Raw genomic sequence first — 16926 nt, 5'->3', positions numbered from 1 at the left:
CTCCATTGCCTATGTCTCAAACGCTCGATTCCAAGACCGCCCCCGTGTTTGCCTACCGCCGCGAACAGCTCGAGGAGATGGCCACCGATGTGCTTCGCATTGCACGCGAACTTGGCGCCTCCGATGCAGCGACGGAAATCTCCGAAGGTCAGGGCCTGTCGGTCACGGTGCGCAAGGGCGAAGTCGAGACCATTGAGCAGAACCGCGACAAGGTTGTCGGCGTGACGGTCATGCTGGGCAAGAAACGCGGCAACGCAAGTACGTCGGACTTCTCGCCGGCGGCATTGCGATCCACCGTCGAGGCCGCCTACAACATCGCGCGGTTCACCGCCGACGATGACTGCGCCGGCCTGGCAGAAGAAGAGCTGCTGGAGAAGCACCCGCAAGACCTTCAGCTTTATCACCCGTGGATGATCGACGCCGAAGCTGCCGTGGAGATCGCACGCGCTGCGGAAGCCGCTGCCTTTGCCGTGAGCCCAAAGATCCGCAACAGCGATGGCTCGAGCATCTCGGCGCAGCATTCGCACTTCGTGTTGGCCACGTCGCGCGGTTTCATGGGCGGCTACCCATATTCGCGCCACTTCATTTCGGCCGCGCCGATCGCCGGGTCGGGCGCGCACATGCAGCGCGACGATTGGTACTCGTCGAAGCGCTCGCCGGACGATCTTGCCGCACCGGAGGCGATCGGTAAATACGCGGCGGAACGCGCGCTGGCACGTCTGGGCGCGCGCCGGCTGACCACGCGCAAGTGCCCGGTGTTGTTCGAGGCGCCGCTGGCGGCGGGTTTGCTCGGCGCGTTCGTGCAGGCGGTGTCGGGCGGCGCGCTGTATCGCAAGTCGACGTTCCTGCTCGATACGCTGGGCAAGGAAGTCTTCGCGCCGCACGTGCAGATCACGGAAGATCCGCACGTCCTCAACGGTATGGGCAGCGCGCCGTTCGACGAGGAGGGCGTACGCACGCAGCGTCGCGATGTGGTGAAGAACGGCGTCGTGGAGGGCTACTTCCTGTCGACGTATTCCGCGCGCAAGCTCGGTATGCAGACCACCGGCAACGCGGGCGGCTCGCACAATCTGACGCTGTTCTCCGACAAAACGACCGCCGAAGATGACTTTGCCGGCATGCTGCGCCGCATGGGCACGGGTCTGCTCGTGACCGAACTGATGGGCCAGGGCGTGAACTATGTGACGGGCGACTATTCGCGCGGCGCGTCGGGCTATTGGGTGGAGAACGGCGTGATCCAATATCCGGTGGAAGAGATCACGATCGCGGGCAATCTGCGCGAGATGTTCCGCCAGATCGTCGCCATCGGCGCGGATGCGCTGGTGCGCGGTACGAAGGAAACGGGCTCGATCCTGATCGAACAGATGACGATTGCCGGCGAATAAATCGCCCCAGCCGAAATAAAAAACGCGCTCGAAACTGAGCGCGTTTTTTATTGCCTGCTGCGGTTACTGCTCGTCCGATGGTGGGCGTTCATAGGTAACGAACGCGTAGTCGAAATCGTTGGGCGCTGCCGCGTGGTGCGTCTCGCGGGAGACTTCGCGCCAGACCCTGGGGTCCGGCGCGGGAAAGTGCGCATCGCCTTCGAAATCGGCGTCGATCTCGGTCACGATCAGGCGATCCGCGCTCGGCAGGGCATCCGCATACAGTTGCGCGCCGCCGATCAGGAAGATCTGCTCGGCGCCCACACACAGGCGTTGCGCGTCTTCCATCGAATACGCGATTTCGCAGCCCGGCAGTTCAAGCTTGGCATTGCGCGTGACGACAATGTTGCGACGACCGGGCAGCGGGCGGCCGATCGAATCGTACGTCTTGCGGCCCATTACGATGGGTGCGCCCATTGTGGTGCGCTTGAAGTGCGCGAGGTCTTCTGGCAGGCGCCAGGGCAGCGTGTTGTTGCGGCCGATCACGCCATTGCGGGCGCGGGCGACGATGAGCGTCAGAATGGTCATACGGTTAGACGGCCACCGGAGCTTTGATCGCAGGGTGGCTCTGGTAGCCCACGATCTCGAAGTCTTCGTACTGGTAGTCGAAGATGCTCTCGGGCTTGCGCTTGATGTGCAGTTTCGGCAGCGGTAGCGGTTCGCGCGCGAGTTGCGTTTCGACCTGTTCAAAGTGGTTGTTGTACAGGTGGCAATCGCCGCCGGTCCAGACGAAATCGCCCACATCGAGGCCAGTCTGTTGCGCAACCATGTGCACGAGCAGCGCGTAGCTGGCAATGTTGAACGGCACGCCGAGGAAGATATCGGCGCTGCGCTGGTAAAGCTGGCACGACAGCTTGCCGTCGGCCACATAGAACTGGAAGAACGCATGGCAGGGCGGCAGCTTCATGCGCGGGATGTCCGCCACGTTCCAGGCAGACACGATCAGCCGGCGCGAATCGGGGTTGCGCTTGATCTGGGCGATCAGCTCGGCGATCTGGTCGATATGTTCGCCGTTGGGCGTCGGCCACGAGCGCCATTGGGAGCCGTAGACGGGGCCCAGCTCGCCGTCCGCGTCGGCCCATTCGTCCCAGATCGTCACGCCGTTGTCTTGCAGCCACCGCACGTTGGTCGAGCCCTGGAGGAACCACAGCAGTTCATAGACGATGGACTTGATGTGGACCTTCTTGGTGGTCACCAGCGGAAAGCCGTCCTGCAGGTTGAAGCGCATCTGGTGGCCGAACACGGAGCGCGTGCCAGTGCCGGTGCGGTCGGCTTTGTCGGTGCCATGTTCGTAGACATGGCGCATCAGGTCGAGATAGGGCTTCATGCGAGCGCGGGCGAAGAGGCGGTGCGTCTGAAATCGGGTGAGCCGCATTGTAACGTGACAGGCGCGGCGTCGACTGTACCGGCAGTGTCTGGAAACTGGCCCGGTCGAATGGGCGGCACGGCTGGACTGACCATGTGCGGAATTGTCGATGTTGCTAGACGGACGGGGCGGGCAGGATGGCTCCATCGCTTCAAACTGTCTGCCGGAGAGACACCATGTCGCTCATTGCTACCGCCGCGACGCTCGATCGAGCCACCGGACTGCGCCATCTGCGTGCAGCAGCCGGCGTCGTCGGGGCCGTTCTTCCCCCGACCCCGCAATACTGTTGGCCATTGCTCTCGCAAGCCATGGACGCGACGGTGTGGGTGAAGCATGAAAACCACACCGAAGTGGGTGCGTTCAAGGTGCGGGGCGGGCTGACCTACCTGCATGCGTTGCGCCAACGTGCGCCCCAGGTGCGTGGTGTGATTGCGGCGACGCGTGGCAACCATGGACAGTCGATTGCGTTGGCGGCGCGCCGGAACGGTCTCGCCGTCACCATCGTCGTGCCGCACGGCAATAGCGTGGAGAAGAACGCCGCCATGCGCGCACTCGGGGCCGAGCTGCTTGAAGCGGGCGAGGACTTTCAGGCGAGCCGCGAGTTGGCCGATCAGTTGGCCGCTGAACGCGGCTTGCACTTTGTGCCCTCGTACCACGACGATCTGGTTGTCGGGGTGGCGAGCTACTGGCTGGAGTTCTTTGAAGCCACGCCGTTGGATGTGGTCTACGTGCCGATCGGCATGGGTTCGGGTATTTGCGCGGCGGTACGGGCGCGCAATGCGCTGGCGCTGTCGACGCGCATTGTGGGCGTCGTGTCGGCGCATGCCCGATGCTATGAGCAGTCGCTCAAAAGCGGTACCGTGGTGTCGGCGCCGGTCTCGACGCTGCTGGCCGACGGGCTAGCGTGCCGCACGCCTGATGCGAACGCGCTTGAGGTCATCCGCGCTGGCGTCGACGAGGTCATTGCGGTGACGGATGACGAAGTAGCGCAGGCCATTCGCCTGTATTTCTCCACCACCCACAACGTGGCCGAGGGCGCTGCCGCCGCGGCCTTGGCGGGAGCATGGCAGCAGCGCGAACAGATCGCCGGCCAGCGCATCGGCCTGCCGCTGACCGGCGGCAACATCGATCGCGCCACGCTGGCGCGCGTGCTAGCCGGTCAGCCGATCCTGCCTTAGGCAGGCTGTTGGCGGCGACGCTGCACCAGCCAACCGCCGCCCAGCACGATCAGGAACACCGCCACATACACGGCCCACTTAAGCGGCGGCTGCGCGGCAAAGAGCGCCTTGAGCACCGGTTCGGCCACGATCATGTGCGCGGCCGTGTAAGCCAGCACCGCGGCGCCTCCGTAGATGATGATCGGGAAGCGCTCGATCAGGCGCAGTACCACGCCGCTGCCCCACACCACGACAGGCACGCTGATCAGCAGGCCCAATACCACCAGAAGGAAGCTGCCGTGGGATGCGCCGGCAATGGCGAGCACGTTGTCGATGCCCATGACCGCATCTGCAATGATGATGGTCTTCATCGCGCCCATCAGCGTGGTGCTGCCTGCGCCGTGTTCATCGCCGCCCTGGCCGTCGTCAGCCAGAAGCTTCCACGCAATCCACACCAGCGCCAGACCGCCGACGAGCATCAGGCCTGGAATCTTCAGCAGCCACACCACCGCCAGCGTCATCAAGGCGCGTACCACGATGGCGCCCGCGGCGCCCCACATGATGGCTTTCTTCTGCAGCTCGGGGGGCAGGTTGCGCGCAGCCAGCGCGATGAGGATGGCGTTATCGCCCGCAAGCACAAGGTCGATCACGATGATCGATGCCAGCGCGGCAGCAAACTGCATGGTGAAAATGTCAGACAACCATTCCATGGCGGCTCCAGGTCAAACAACAATAAAAATCGGTTGACCGAACTGCATGGAGTGCTGGGGCGAGACGCTTTGCAGACCATGAAATCCGGTTGCAAAGGTCTTGCTCGACACGCGCAGGTTGTGAACCTGCTGGTGCCGGCACGACCGGAAGCTTGCGCTTCGTCATGACGATCGTGCCTGGGGCTGAAGAACCCCCGAGCTACTCCCCTTTGAGGAAGTCCGCATTGTATCGCAGCGGGCCGATTGTGCGCTGCAAAAATGCAACATCGGCACGATGGCGCGCTGCGCGCGGTTTTTTCAGCGGCGTGGGTGATTTTTACGATTGGCGCGATGCCGCGTTGTGGCGCCCTCCGGCGAAAGAACGGTGGCGCTGTCACAAAGCGGCGTCTACGCTGCAATTTCATTCGCGCGCCACCGGCGAGCGGTGATGGCTTCGGCGCGATGGCACATTTCTCGCTGTCGATGGCCTTCATGACCATGCAGCACCGCGCCGTTCCACCCACAACGGGAGACACCATGCAGGCCACCAAGCCGTCCGCCGATGCCTATGCCCGCCGCGCGCTGGCTCGACTGATCCAGCCGCAGCCCACGGTCGATGCCGTTGGCGCGGGCTTGACCTTCTACCAACTCTTTACGGAAGACGACGCTGCGCTGCGCGCCGAGGCAGAAGCCGGCCTGCTGGCACCCGCGGCCAGCATCAGCCCGAAGTTTTTCTACGATGCCCTCGGTTCGCGCCTGTTCGAGGCGATTACCGATCTACCCGAGTACTACCCGACGCGCACCGAAGCCGCCATTTTCAGCCTGCATGCGGCTGAGATCGCGCTGCGCGTGGGCCGCGGCGCCACGTTGATCGACCTGGGCGCCGGCAACTGCGAAAAGGCCGCGCGCCTGTTCCGCACGCTGGCGCCGTCACGGTATGTGGCGATCGATATCTCGGCGGAGTTTCTGCGCGACACGCTGCGCGGGCTTGCACGTCAGCATCCGCAATTGCCGATGGTCGGAATTGGCGCCGATCTGTGTGCGCCGCTGGTGCTGCCCGATGCCGTCGGCGACGGACGCCGCGTGTGGTTTTACCCCGGTTCGAGCCTGGGCAACTTCACGCCGGAAGAAGCGGGCGCATTTCTGTCGCGCTTGCACGAAGCTTCGGCCCCCGGCGACAGTGTTCTGATCGGCATCGACCTCATCAAAGAGGCCCAACGGCTGGAAGCCGCTTACGATGATCCGCTCGGTGTGACGGCGGCTTTCAACCTGAACGTGCTGCGCAATCTGAATCGCCTTCTGGGTACGAATTTCGACGTGCGGGATTGGCGCCATGTCGCGCTGTACCGCGCAGAGGCGCACCGCGTTGAGATGCATCTGGAAGCGCGTCGCGATGTCACGGTGCGGTGGGGCAAGCACGCGCGGGCCTTCGCTGGGGGTGAACGCATGCACACCGAGAACTCGGTCAAGTACGACCTGCCCAGCCTGCAAACGATGTTTGCCGATGCCGGCTTCGAAGACCTGCATGCCTGGACCGACGCCAGCGGCGACTTTGCCGTCTGCCACGCGAGCGTGGCCCGGTAGGCGGGGCGGCAGAACGCCAGGCAGGCCGGTGCGATAATGGACCGATTCCCGCCCGAGGTGTGCCGCGATGGCTGAATTCTTCATGCTCCCCGATCCGACGTTCATCGGGTCGCTTCCCGACTGGACCGACGGCCGCCGCCTGCCGCGCCAGGGCATCGCGCACAGCCTGGTCGACGCGCGCAATCGCACGCTGGCGCTGTTGTCGGCGTTTGGCGACACACAGCGCGGCTGGCAGATTGAACGCGTCGAGCATCACGCCCCGCCGCTCTGGACGCTGGGCCAACTGGCCTGGTTCGCCGAGTTCTGGTGCCTGCGCGAACCGCGTCGCAATGGCAGCGACACGATCGAAGACGGCGCGGGCACCGAATGGGACTTGGCCCGTTGGCAAGCGACGCAACCTGCCGCCCTTGACGGTGCAGATACGTTTTTCGACATGGATCGCATGCCGCCGGAGGCGTGCTGGGAGCTGACGCTGCCCGGCATTGCAACGATCAAGCAGTACGCTCATGACGTGCTCGACCGCGTGCTGCGCAAGCTCGCCACGCTCGGCACCGACGACGATGCGGCACTTGAGCCGTTCCGCTGGGCGGTATTCCACGAAGACCTGCGCGCCGAACACCTGCACGGCCTGCTGCAGATATTGCGCCTGCAACCCGCTGGACAGCCGCCGCTGGCCGCGGTGGCTGTGCCGGCTACGCAGACCTTGTCGTTGCCGGGCGGCCGCTTTCAGATGGGCTGGCCAGACGCCGATGGCTTCTTCTTCGACAACGAATGTCCGCCGTATCGCACATACGTGCCGGCGTTCGAGATTGATGCACAGCCTGTCACGAATGGCCAATACCTGGAGTTCATCGAGGACCGTGGTTACGACCATCCGCAATGGTGGTCGCCGGCCGGCATGGAGTGGCTGATGATGCAGGAGCGCTCGGCGCCGCTCGGTTGGCAGCGCGATCCCACCACGCGCAGCTGGCAGGCATTGCGCTACGGTCAGGCGCGTACGATCAACCGTGACGAACCCGTGCGCCATGTGAGCCTGTACGAGGCCCAGGCCTGGTGCCGCTGGGCGGGCCGTCGCTTACCGACGGAAGACGAATGGGAGATGGCCGCGGTGCAAGGCCGCGCAGGCTTCCATTGGGGGCAGGTGTGGGAGTGGACGTCGTCGCCGTTCGAGCCGTATCCGGATTTTGTGCCGGGCATGCCGCGCGGCCGTGTGGCGAGCCTGTCGGCGCCGCACTTCCAAACGATGCAGGCGGTGCGGGGTGCGGCCGCACATACGCCACAGCGCGCGCGCCATCCGCGTTTTCGGGGCTTCCTGCTGCCGGAGCGCGACGACGTCTTTGTCGGCTTCCGAACCTGTGCGCTTTGACGGAAGCTTGTAGACAGGACTGGCAAGTCGAACGCAATTCATCAAGGTTGCCGCCCAAACAAAAACCCCACGCCGTTAGACGTGGGGTTTTTGTTGGCTCGCTGAGAAGGCCATCCGACGGGATAGCCCTTTATCGATCAACGATCGAAGTCGCGCGAACGGCCCTTGCTGCCGTAGCTGTCGCGGTTGCCGTCGCGATTGCCATAGCTGCGACGCTGTGCGCCGTTGCCAGCGTCGCCGAAGCGGTTGCCGCTGTTGTTGTCGCCGAAGCGACGCGGGGCGGCGCCTTCACGGTTGCCATCGCGATTGCCATAACCGCCACCGTTGCCGGTGCCGGCGCTGTTGCCGTAGCCACGGTTGCCGTCTTGCGTGCCTTGCGTGCGCGCGGGGCGTTGCTGCCAGTCGCCACGGTTTTGCTGGCCTTGGCCATACGACGGACGCGGGGCGCGGTCGTCGCGGTTCCATTCGCGTTGGGCGCCTTGGTAGCCGCCGCTGTTGCTATTGCTGTTGCCATTGCGGTCGTCGCGGCGCGGAGCAAAGCCGTCGCGGTCGCCAGCGAAGCTGCGTTGGAAGCGGCCTTCGTTGTTGCCGCTATTGCCACCGTTGCCGCCTTGGCGTGCGCCGTAGCCTTCACGCTGGCCGCGATAACCGCCGCCATTGCCACCGTTTCCGCGGTAGCCGCCACGGTCGCCGCCGGCACGCGGGCCACCAGTGCGGGGCTTGGCCGAGCGCTTCGGCTCCAGGCCCTCAACCACCGATGCGTCGATGCGGCGATCAACGAAGCGCTCGATACGGCGCCATTGGAACGTGTCGTTGTGGTTCACCAGGTTGATGGCGATGCCGCTGCGGCCCGCGCGGCCCGTACGGCCGATGCGGTGCACATAGTCTTCCGCTTGCTTGGGCAGGTCAAAGTTGACCACGTGCGTGATGTCCGGCACGTCGATGCCGCGCGCTGCCACGTCGGTGGCCACCAGCACGCGCAACTGGCCGCGGCGCAGCGCCGTCAGCGTGCGGTTGCGCGCGCCCTGGTGCATGTCGCCATGCAAGGCGCCGGCGGAGAAGCCGTGCTCGGTCAGGCGTTCGGCCAGCGAATCGGCATCACGCTTGGTCGCCGTGAAGACGATGGCTTGCTTGAGCGATGCATCGCGCAACAGGTGATCCAGCAGCTGCTGCTTGTGCGACATGTCGTCGGTGAAGTGCAGGCGCTCTTCGATGTTGCTCTGGTCGACCTTGGCGGCGGCGATTTCGATGCGCTGCGGCTCGCGCATCATGCGCTCGGCCAACTGCTCGATGCGGCGGTCCATGGTGGCCGAGAACATCAGCATCTGGCGCGTGGCCGGCGTAGCGCCGACGATGGCTTCGATGTCATCCGAGAAGCCCATGTCCAGCATGCGGTCGGCTTCGTCAAAGACGAGCATGTCGAGTGCCGACAGGTCGATGCGGCCCGAGTCGATGTGGTCGAGCAGGCGGCCCGGCGTGGCGATGATGATGTCCGGCATGCGGGCCAGCATGTCGAGCTGCTTCGGGTACGGCATGCCGCCCAGGATGCTCGCGCAGACGATACGGCGCAGGTGGCGGCCGTACTGTGCGGTGGCGGTGGTCACTTGCAGGGCCAGTTCACGCGTGGGCGTCAGCACCAGCAGCGACGGCTTGGCCGGCGCCGGGCGAGGGCGACGGCCCTTCATGCGTTGCGGCGGGCCGTCCATGCGCGGACGCTGCGGCTCAGGCTGCTCGCTGATGCGCTGGATGGCCGGCAGGATGAACGCGGCGGTCTTGCCCGAACCAGTCTGGCTCGTGACCAGCAGGTCGCGGCCGGACAGGCAGGCCGGAATGGCTTGCGCCTGCACCGGCGTGGGCGTGGTGTAGTTCACTTCACCAAGCGCGCGGACGATGCGGTCGTCCAGGCCCAGTGCAGCAAAGGCGCTGGCACGGGTCGCGGTTTCGGCGATGAGGTTTTCGGTATTGGTGTTGATGGTTTCAGCGTGCGCAATGGCGCCGCTGCCGTCTTGAGGCTGCGTCATGTCGAATAGGTAGTAAGGCTGCCGCGTCGCTACATCAACGGATGCAGGCGACGGAAATGGGATACGGCGACCGGTTAATCACGGGCGTCGGCGCCAATCGGATAAGGCCGGTTCGACAGACGGGCTGCAGAACGGACAAGGCGGGGGAGTGGGCCGGCCTCAAGCTGAACAGGTCAGCGAGGTGGGGCGGCGGTCCCTTCGGCGTGATGTGAATCCACGCGGGAGATCGGAGACGATGCCAAGCACAATGGCAATCGGCTGCGCATGCTTGCAACGGGCGGTGGTTCGGACGATGCACGCCGGTTTGGAACCAGCACATCGGCCAATCGCGGACCGAAAAATACGGCAGTAAGCAGCCAAGTTGCGGAATATAGCATGAATTTTTGCAGTGCGCAAAAAATTGCCGGTGGCGCTGATGTACGCGCCGCCGCCGCTTGCCGGATTGGCCTCGCGTCCTATACTCGAAGGACCGGCCACGCTGACGGCCGGAAAGGGGCGGATGATGGAATTCCCGATGGCCTTCTCCAACCTGTACCTGTTGCTCGCCGTTTGCGTTGCGGGCGTGATCGGACTGGCGTCCGCGCCACTGGTGATTCGAGGTGCGCGAGTAGGGATCCGCGTGCTTCTGACGATCATTGGGGTGTTGATCGGGCTGCTCTTGCTCGAAGCGCTGCCGGTGCTGACCTAGATGGCCCGGGGCCATCCGCAGCCATAGGCCCGCCCGCGTGTGGCGGGCCTCGTTGTTTTGTGCGGGCAAGAGAACAAAAAGCCAGGCGTGCTGCCTGGCTTTGTCGTATCTGCTGGTCCCGCCGACAGGAATCGAACCTGTATCTCACGCTTAGGAGGCGCGTGCACTATCCATTGTGCTACGGCGAGAAACCGACCCCCGGGTGACGCGAACGGCCGCCCGAGCGAGCCGCGATTCTACGCAATTTGCGGAACCAAAACCAGACAACCCCGAGGAGGGGCGACGCTTGGGCAGCCATTACCGACGCCATATGAAACGATGATGACGGCATGGTTTTTGTAGGTTGCCGCCCACAGTTCGAGCGTTCTCGTGATGAAGCAAACGCTAAATCGAACGAACGATCGGTCAAAGAATCAGATTTAAGTATTACGAACTTTCCACGATTGTTCACGGAAGTTATCCTTCATCACCCTTTCAGAAACCCTAGGCGACCAACATGCTGACATCCGAAGAACGGGACGATCCGTGGACGGTGGAGCCGTCGCTGGAAAGCCTGTTCCCCAAGCATCGGCCCGGGTCGATTGATCGGCCGATCTATTTCCGTCACACCGATACGCCCGACGGCCACGTCATCAAACAGTTCCCTGACGGCTCACGCCAGCTCGTGCGCTTTGTTGGCCTGGAAGAACAGGTCGTCAAACACTTCCTTTAAAGCCTATTTCCGTTTGTGTCATACACAAACAAAAACGCCGCCGTGCGTGACGGCGGCGCTCATGCTGCGTGCGGCTTTGTTCAATCGGCGACTTTGTCGCTCGGATACTTGAACGAGTCGCGCAGCAGGAAGCTCATTGGGATATCGAGCTTTGCGCTGTGCGGCGGAATCGGTTGCTGAAACCACTTCTTGTAGAGCTTCTCGGCGTCGTAGTCGAGGATGATGTTGGTCATCGCGCGATCCACCAGGCGCTTGAACTCGGTGTCGTCCTTGCTCAGCATGATCGCGTAGGGCTCGACCGTCAGCATGTCACCGACGACGGCGTAGTCGCCCGGCGTCTTGGTGTTGGCGCGGAAGCCGTAGAGCAGCACGTCGTCCATTGCAAAAGCGTCGGCCTTGCCGGTTTCGACCATCGCGAAGGATTCAGCGTGGTCCTTGGCTTCGAGAAAGTTCATGTTCAGCACGCGCACGTCGTTCATCTTGCGCAGCTCCGCCACGCTGGTGGTGCCCTTGGTGGTGACGACGGTCTTGCCGCGCAGGTCATCCCACTTGCGGATGCCCGACGACGTCTTGACGAGCATGCGGATGCCCGCGATGTAGTGCGGGATCGTGAAGGCCACTTTCTCCCGGCGCTCGCGGTTGTTCGTGGTCGAGCCACATTCGAGATCCGCTTTGCCTTCGATGATGGCCGGCATCCGGGTGGAAGGCGTGACCATCACGTATTGGACTTTCAGGTCAGGGCGTTTCAGATCAGTGCGCAGCTTGTCGACCACGCGCAGGCACAGGTCCATGGCATAGCCGATGGGCTTTTTGTCGGCGTCGTAGAACGAGAATGGCACGGAGCTTTCGCGATAGGCGACGCGGACGGCGCCGGTGTCGCGGATGCGGTCGAGCACCGGCGTGGACGAGGCCTGGACAGTGCCCGGTGCAAAACTGGAGAGCGAAGCGAAGAGCAGCGCTGCAGCGGGCAGCGCGCGCGTGAAGAACGGCATGGTTGTATCCCCCGGGAAGAATCGGCAGCCCACGTTATCGTTATGCCCGGCTCGTGACCGGAGGGCCTGCCGCATGATACGGCCCGCCGCAGCAAGCTGCAGGCCCGTGCTTTTTTGGTGTTGTACGCAGGCTGCACGAGTGGATTCCGGTCTCTAAAAGCGGCGACGGCGCGTGCTTTTCAGTGGTGCGCCGCGCACATGGGATGTGCGTAGCGCACTGTCCGTGCGGTTCGGCCGGTGCAGCGGACTCGCCCGCGGTGCATACCTGGCCCAGCATGCGTTGCTGCGGTGCGAAGCCGCACCGGGCCTAGCGTTAGGCGTTTTTCCCTACCGGGTTTGTCCCGACTGCCCGAGACGGACGAGGGGCGCTATGCTGCGCCAATGTCTTGTTCGCAAGGCATCGAGGAGAGACTCTTCCGGCCCGCCGAAAGCGGGCCGTTTTCTTTGGCGCCTGCGCGTTCGAGGCCAGCTCAGTTCTGATTCGGAAGCACGTTGCCCGGCTGAGACGACTGCCGCGGCCAGTTCGAGAACGCGAAAATCCACAGCGCTACCAGGTTCGCCACCGGTACCAGCACAAGCAGGGTCCACCACGGTGAGAAGCCGGTCCGCAGCAAGATCTGCCGCACCGGAATGCCTGCCACGATCAAGATGATCAACAGCCCGAATAGTCCGCGCATCGTCGCTCCCCTTCTGTAACGGTATGGATGGCGCGGCCGGAAAAAGCGAGTCCGGCGGCACAAGCGTTATAGCACTGGCAACTGCAAGCGCAATGCTGCCGATGGGCGACGCGCGGGGCGACTACAATACGCGCCTTCCGGCCGTACGCGGCCCGCACCTTTTTCACTCCAGCATGGCCCTGTTTTCCATTACCGATGCGCAACTGGCGTTCGGCCACGTGGCGCTGCTCGACCACACCGATTTCTCGCTTGAAGCCGGCGAGCGCGTTGGCCTGATCGGCCGCAACGGCACCGGCAAGTCGTCGCTGCTCAAGATCGTGGCAGGGATGACCTCGCCCGATGACGGCCTGATCGCCCGCCAGAGCGGCGTGACCTCGGCCTATGTGCCGCAAGAGCCCGAATTCGACCCCGAACAGACCGTGGCCGAAGCCGTGGCGATGGGCGTGCCGCATGCCGCCGGCCTGCTGGCTGAATACGAGGCGCTGATCGCGTCGATGGGCGATGCGCACAATGATGAGGCGATGCACAGGCTGCAGGCGCTGCAATCCCAGTTGGAAGCGGCAGACGCGTGGCAACTGCGCACGCGCGTGGAAACGACGATCGCCCAGCTGGGCCTGCTGCCCGGCGCGCGCATCGGTTCGCTGTCGGGCGGCCTGACCAAGCGTGTGGCGCTTGCGCAGGCGCTGGTGGGCGCGCCTGACATCCTCCTGCTGGACGAGCCTACCAACCACCTGGACTACGACTCCATCCGCTGGCTCGAGGATTTGCTGCTGGCCTTCCGCGGCAGCGTGTTGTTCATCACGCACGATCGCGCGTTTCTCGATCGCGTGGCCACACGCATCATCGAACTCGATCGCGGCAAGCTGCGCTCGTACCCCGGCAACTTCACGGCGTATCAGACGCGCAAGGCGCAGGAGCTGGACGCCGAAGCACTGGAAAACGCCCGCTTCGACAAGCTGCTCGCGCAGGAAGAAGTGTGGATCCGCAAGGGTGTGGAAGCGCGCCGCACACGCAGCGTCGGCCGCGTTGCGCGGCTGGAACAGATGCGTGTGGAGCGCCAGGCGCGCCGCGAGGTGCAGGGCAACGTCAAGCTGGAAGTCTCGCAGGGCGATCGCTCCGGCAAGATCGTCGCCGAGCTGATCGATGTGACCAAGCGCTATGGCGACAAGACGGTCGTCGACAACTTCACCGCCACCATCATGCGCGGCGACAAGGTTGGCATTCTCGGCGCCAACGGTGTCGGCAAGACCACGCTGCTGAAGTTGATTCTCGGCGAACTCGCACCCGATTCGGGCACGGTGCGCAACGGCACCAACCTGCAGGTGGCCTATTTCGACCAGATGCGCGCGCAGCTCGACTTGAACCGGTCGCTCGCCGACACCATCAGCCCCGGCAGCGACTGGATCGAAGTCAACGGTCAGCGCAAGCACGTGATGAGCTATCTGGGCGACTTCCTCTTCCCGCCCGAGCGTGCCCGCTCGCCGGTGGCTTCGCTGTCGGGCGGCGAGCGCAACCGGCTGCTGCTGGCGCGCCTGTTTGCCCGTCCGGCCAACGTGCTGGTGCTCGACGAGCCGACCAACGACTTGGACATCGACACGCTCGAACTGCTGGAAGAACTGCTGCAGGAATACAGCGGGACGGTATTCCTGGTCTCGCACGATCGCGCGTTCGTCGACAACGTCGTCACTTCGGTGATTGCGGCGGAGGGCGAAGGCCGGTGGCGCGAATACGTGGGCGGGTTCTCGGATTGGCAGATGCAATCGGCACGCTCGGCGCAGATGGCGCAAGCCGCCAAGCCGGCCGCCGAAGAGAAGAAGCCCGAGATGGCCAAGCCGCGCGAGCGTGCCACGGTCAAGCTCAGCTACAAAGAGCAGCGCGAACTCGACGCGCTGCCCGCGACCATCGAGGCGTTGGAGGCCGAGCAGAAGCAGGTCGGCGGCGAACTCGAGGACGGCACGATCTACGGACGTGATCCGGAGCGCGCGCAAAAGCTGGCCGAGCGCCACGAGGCCATCGAACTGGAGCTGCTGGAGGCGCTGGAACGTTGGGAAGCCCTCGAAGCCAAGCGCGCCGGCACGGTGTGACGCTGCATTAGCCACGCAATATGTCAGCGGGATGTCGAGCGAATGTGAGTTTCGGCTCGCATCCCGGCGCTGACGATCCCTCCGCATTGTCGAGGACAGCTTCCTTTACAATGCGCGCTGCATTCCCGGTGCTTGGGGACAGACCCAAGCCTGGTCAGTTTTTCCGCCTTCCATGAGCAAAACCTCCCAATACAGCGAATCGTCGATCAAGGTCCTCAAGGGCCTCGAACCGGTCAAGCAACGGCCGGGCATGTACACGCGCACCGACAATCCCCTGCACATCGTGCAGGAAGTCATCGACAACTCCGCTGACGAGGCGTTGGGCGGCTACGGCAAGCTGATTGCCGTGACGCTGCACAAGGACGGCAGCGTGAGCGTGGAAGACGATGCGCGCGGCATTCCCGTCGGCATCCACCCCGAAGAGGGCGTGCCGGTGGTCGAGATCGTCTACACGCGCCTGCACGCCGGCGGCAAGTTCGACAAGGGCCGAGGCGGCGCATATGCGTTCTCCGGCGGCTTGCACGGCGTTGGCGTGTCGGTCACGAACGCGCTATCGAAGCGGCTGGAGGTGACGGTCTGGCGTGACGGCAACGTGTCGACGCTCGCATTCTCCGGTGGCGACGTGATCGAACCGCTAACCACCCGCAAGGCCGAACGCGGCGAGAAGAAGAGCGGCACACGCGTGCGCGCGTGGCCGGACGCCAAGTATTTCGATTCCGAGAACATCCCGCAGGCCGAGCTGCAGCGCTTGCTGCGCAGCAAGGCCGTGCTGCTGCCGGGCGTGAAGGTCACGCTCACGCTGGAAAAAACCGGCGAGACGCTCGAATGGCAATACGACCAGGGCCTGCGCGGCTATCTGGTCGAATCGCTTGCGCAGGGCAGCGGTACCGAGCCGGTGATTCCGCTGTTTGAAGGCGAACACTTTGCCGACCCTGACAAGCCCGGCGAAGAAGGTTTTGCCTTCGGCGAAGGCGCATCGTGGGTGGTGGCCTGGACGGAAGAGGGCTCGCCGGTGCGTGAGTCATACGTCAACCTCATCCCGACGCCCGCCGGCGGCACGCACGAATCCGGTTTGCGCGAAGGCCTGTTCCAGGCCGTGAAGAGCTTTGTCGAGATGCACGCGCTCCTGCCCAAGGGCGTCAAGCTGATGTCCGAAGACGTGTTTGCGCGCGCTTCGTTCGTGCTGTCGGCCAAGGTGCTCGACCCGCAATTCCAGGGTCAGATCAAGGAACGCCTGAATAGCCGCGATGCGGTGCGCCTGGTGTCCACCTTCAGCCGCCCGGCGCTGGAACTGTGGCTGAACCAGCACGTCGACCATGGCAAGAAGCTGGCCGAACTCGTCATCAAGCAGGCGCAGGCGCGTACACGTGCCGCGCAGAAGGTCGAGAAGAAGAAGGGCTCCGGCGTGGCCGTGTTGCCCGGCAAACTGACCGATTGCGAATCCGACGACGTCACCCGCAACGAACTCTTTCTGGTGGAAGGCGACTCCGCCGGTGGCTCGGCCAAGATGGGCCGCGACAAGGAATTCCAGGCCATCCTGCCGTTGCGCGGCAAGGTGCTGAACACCTGGGAAACCGAGCGCGACCGCCTGTTCGCCAACAACGAGGTGCATGACATTGCGGTCGCCATCGGCGTGGACCCGCACGGGCCGACGGATACGGTCGACCTCTCCGGCCTGCGCTACGGCAAGATCTGCATCCTGTCCGATGCTGACGTGGACGGCGCGCACATCCAGGTTCTGCTGCTCACGTTGTTCTTCAAGCACTTCCCGCAATTGATCGATCGCGGGAACGTATGCGTGGCCCGTCCGCCGCTGTATCGTGTCGATGCCCCGGCGCGTGGCAAGAAGCCCGCGCAAAAGCTCTACGCGCTGGATGACGGCGAGCTAGAAGCCATTGAAGACAAACTGCGCAAGGATGGCGTGAAAGAGGGCGCCTGGCAGATTTCCCGCTTCAAGGGCCTGGGCGAAATGAGCGCCGAGCAGCTCTGGGAAACCACCATGAACCCCGATACGCGCCGTCTGCTGCCCGTGGCGCTGGGCGAACTGGGCCAAGACCAGACCATCAACATGATGAACATGCTGATGGGCAAGGGCGAAGCCGGCGCGCGCCGCACGTGGCTGGAAGCGCGCGGCAACGAAGTCGAAGCCGATATCTGACCGCAAAC

The 16926-nt window shown here is 64.1% G+C and carries 14 protein-coding genes, 1 tRNA gene and 2 pseudogenes; 10 read left to right on the top strand and 7 right to left on the bottom strand.

Annotated elements, in window-relative coordinates; genetic code table 11:
• Window positions 1-11: 11 nt before the first annotated feature.
• On the top strand, window positions 12-1385 hold the full coding sequence (pmbA, locus tag AAHM38_RS03385; RefSeq protein WP_116574749.1) for a metalloprotease PmbA: 1374 nt from the start codon (window positions 12-14) through the stop codon (window positions 1383-1385).
• A 63-nt stretch (window positions 1386-1448) separates the two neighbouring features.
• Here the strand turns inward: pmbA and AAHM38_RS03380 are convergent, their stop codons facing one another.
• Window positions 1449-1952, bottom strand: coding sequence for a dihydrofolate reductase (locus AAHM38_RS03380; protein WP_012761587.1), 504 nt, complete (start codon window positions 1950-1952; stop codon window positions 1449-1451).
• 4 nt (window positions 1953-1956) lie between these two features.
• Complete coding sequence (locus AAHM38_RS03375) at window positions 1957-2751, bottom strand: thymidylate synthase (RefSeq protein WP_041668026.1); 795 nt, start codon at window positions 2749-2751, stop codon at window positions 1957-1959.
• A gap of 215 nt (window positions 2752-2966) precedes the next feature.
• Here AAHM38_RS03375 and AAHM38_RS03370 point away from each other — a divergent pair, with 215 nt between their 5' ends.
• A complete protein-coding gene (locus AAHM38_RS03370) occupies window positions 2967-3968 on the top strand; it encodes a threonine dehydratase (RefSeq protein ID WP_009238615.1) in 1002 nt (333 codons plus the stop codon).
• Here the strand turns inward: AAHM38_RS03370 and AAHM38_RS03365 are convergent.
• Complete coding sequence (locus tag AAHM38_RS03365; protein ID WP_009238614.1) at window positions 3965-4657, bottom strand: TerC family protein; 693 nt, start codon at window positions 4655-4657, stop codon at window positions 3965-3967. The genes AAHM38_RS03370 and AAHM38_RS03365 overlap by 4 nt on opposite strands.
• Before the next feature lie 516 nt (window positions 4658-5173).
• On the opposite strand from AAHM38_RS03365, the gene egtD reads away from it, so the two are divergent.
• Both egtD and egtB read left to right on the top strand, forming a co-directional pair.
• Window positions 5174-6220 (top strand): L-histidine N(alpha)-methyltransferase, encoded by a 1047-nt coding sequence (egtD, locus tag AAHM38_RS03360; RefSeq protein WP_012761589.1) that lies wholly within the window; start codon window positions 5174-5176, stop codon window positions 6218-6220.
• Between the two features lie 67 nt (window positions 6221-6287).
• Window positions 6288-7586, top strand: coding sequence for an ergothioneine biosynthesis protein EgtB (gene egtB / locus AAHM38_RS03355; RefSeq protein ID WP_009238612.1), 1299 nt, complete (start codon window positions 6288-6290; stop codon window positions 7584-7586).
• Between the two features lie 137 nt (window positions 7587-7723).
• On the opposite strand, the gene AAHM38_RS03350 is transcribed toward egtB, so the two are convergent.
• Window positions 7724-9607, bottom strand: a complete 1884-nt coding sequence (locus AAHM38_RS03350; RefSeq protein WP_012761590.1) for a DEAD/DEAH box helicase — start codon at window positions 9605-9607, stop codon at window positions 7724-7726.
• A gap of 499 nt (window positions 9608-10106) precedes the next feature.
• Here AAHM38_RS03350 and AAHM38_RS03345 point away from each other — a divergent pair, with 499 nt between their 5' ends.
• Window positions 10107-10295 carry a hypothetical protein gene (locus AAHM38_RS03345; RefSeq protein ID WP_009277350.1) on the top strand — a complete coding sequence of 63 codons (189 nt, stop codon included), beginning with the start codon at window positions 10107-10109 and terminating at the stop codon, window positions 10293-10295.
• A gap of 113 nt (window positions 10296-10408) precedes the next feature.
• Here the strand turns inward: AAHM38_RS03345 and AAHM38_RS03340 are convergent.
• Window positions 10409-10483: transfer RNA gene (locus AAHM38_RS03340), tRNA-Arg, on the bottom strand.
• Window positions 10484-10791: 308 nt separating this feature from the next.
• On the opposite strand from AAHM38_RS03340, the gene AAHM38_RS03335 reads away from it, so the two are divergent.
• Window positions 10792-11007 carry a hypothetical protein gene (locus AAHM38_RS03335; protein WP_004629101.1) on the top strand — a complete coding sequence of 72 codons (216 nt, stop codon included), beginning with the start codon at window positions 10792-10794 and terminating at the stop codon, window positions 11005-11007.
• Between the two features lie 80 nt (window positions 11008-11087).
• Here AAHM38_RS03335 and AAHM38_RS03330 read toward each other — a convergent pair whose 3' ends face one another.
• Window positions 11088-11999, bottom strand: coding sequence for an amino acid ABC transporter substrate-binding protein (locus AAHM38_RS03330; RefSeq protein ID WP_009238609.1), 912 nt, complete (start codon window positions 11997-11999; stop codon window positions 11088-11090).
• 470 nt (window positions 12000-12469) lie between these two features.
• Window positions 12470-12676, bottom strand: coding sequence for a hypothetical protein (locus AAHM38_RS03325; protein ID WP_009238608.1), 207 nt, complete (start codon window positions 12674-12676; stop codon window positions 12470-12472).
• Window positions 12677-12699: 23 nt separating this feature from the next.
• On the opposite strand from AAHM38_RS03325, the pseudogene AAHM38_RS25660 reads away from it, so the two are divergent.
• The 4 genes and pseudogenes from AAHM38_RS25660 to AAHM38_RS03315 all read left to right on the top strand — a co-directional run.
• A pseudogene (locus AAHM38_RS25660) lies at window positions 12700-13683 on the top strand (ABC-F family ATP-binding cassette domain-containing protein); the annotation flags it as partial.
• Between the two features lie 201 nt (window positions 13684-13884).
• Window positions 13885-14196: pseudogene (locus AAHM38_RS25655) on the top strand (ATP-binding cassette domain-containing protein); the annotation flags it as partial.
• Window positions 14197-14430: 234 nt separating this feature from the next.
• Window positions 14431-14760, top strand: coding sequence for a hypothetical protein (locus AAHM38_RS25650; RefSeq protein ID WP_404943798.1), 330 nt, complete (start codon window positions 14431-14433; stop codon window positions 14758-14760).
• Between the two features lie 172 nt (window positions 14761-14932).
• Window positions 14933-16918, top strand: a complete 1986-nt coding sequence (locus AAHM38_RS03315; protein WP_116574751.1) for a DNA topoisomerase IV subunit B — start codon at window positions 14933-14935, stop codon at window positions 16916-16918.
• Window positions 16919-16926: the final 8 nt, after the last annotated feature.

The sequence above is a fragment of the Ralstonia sp. OTU4908 genome (assembly GCF_038440115.1).
In the GTDB taxonomy this organism is placed as follows: domain Bacteria; phylum Pseudomonadota; class Gammaproteobacteria; order Burkholderiales; family Burkholderiaceae; genus Ralstonia; species Ralstonia pickettii.
This window is presented reverse-complemented; position numbering and strand designations above follow the sequence as displayed.

Excerpts from the sequence above, each read along its gene's own strand:
- AAHM38_RS03325 (WP_009238608.1), bottom strand. The coding sequence starts at position 12,676 with ATGCGCGGACTATTCGGGCTGTTGATCATCTTGATCGTGGCAGGCATT.
- pmbA (WP_116574749.1), top strand. The coding sequence starts at position 12 with ATGTCTCAAACGCTCGATTCCAAGACCGCCCCCGTGTTTGCCTACCGC.
- AAHM38_RS03365 (WP_009238614.1), bottom strand. The coding sequence starts at position 4,657 with ATGGAATGGTTGTCTGACATTTTCACCATGCAGTTTGCTGCCGCGCTG.
- AAHM38_RS03335 (WP_004629101.1), top strand. The coding sequence starts at position 10,792 with ATGCTGACATCCGAAGAACGGGACGATCCGTGGACGGTGGAGCCGTCG.
- AAHM38_RS25650 (WP_404943798.1), top strand. The coding sequence starts at position 14,431 with ATGCAATCGGCACGCTCGGCGCAGATGGCGCAAGCCGCCAAGCCGGCC.
- egtB (WP_009238612.1), top strand. The coding sequence starts at position 6,288 with ATGGCTGAATTCTTCATGCTCCCCGATCCGACGTTCATCGGGTCGCTT.
- AAHM38_RS03315 (WP_116574751.1), top strand. The coding sequence starts at position 14,933 with ATGAGCAAAACCTCCCAATACAGCGAATCGTCGATCAAGGTCCTCAAG.
- AAHM38_RS03375 (WP_041668026.1), bottom strand. The coding sequence starts at position 2,751 with ATGAAGCCCTATCTCGACCTGATGCGCCATGTCTACGAACATGGCACC.
- AAHM38_RS03345 (WP_009277350.1), top strand. The coding sequence starts at position 10,107 with ATGATGGAATTCCCGATGGCCTTCTCCAACCTGTACCTGTTGCTCGCC.
- AAHM38_RS03350 (WP_012761590.1), bottom strand. The coding sequence starts at position 9,607 with ATGACGCAGCCTCAAGACGGCAGCGGCGCCATTGCGCACGCTGAAACC.
- AAHM38_RS03370 (WP_009238615.1), top strand. The coding sequence starts at position 2,967 with ATGTCGCTCATTGCTACCGCCGCGACGCTCGATCGAGCCACCGGACTG.
- AAHM38_RS03330 (WP_009238609.1), bottom strand. The coding sequence starts at position 11,999 with ATGCCGTTCTTCACGCGCGCGCTGCCCGCTGCAGCGCTGCTCTTCGCT.
- egtD (WP_012761589.1), top strand. The coding sequence starts at position 5,174 with ATGCAGGCCACCAAGCCGTCCGCCGATGCCTATGCCCGCCGCGCGCTG.
- AAHM38_RS03380 (WP_012761587.1), bottom strand. The coding sequence starts at position 1,952 with ATGACCATTCTGACGCTCATCGTCGCCCGCGCCCGCAATGGCGTGATC.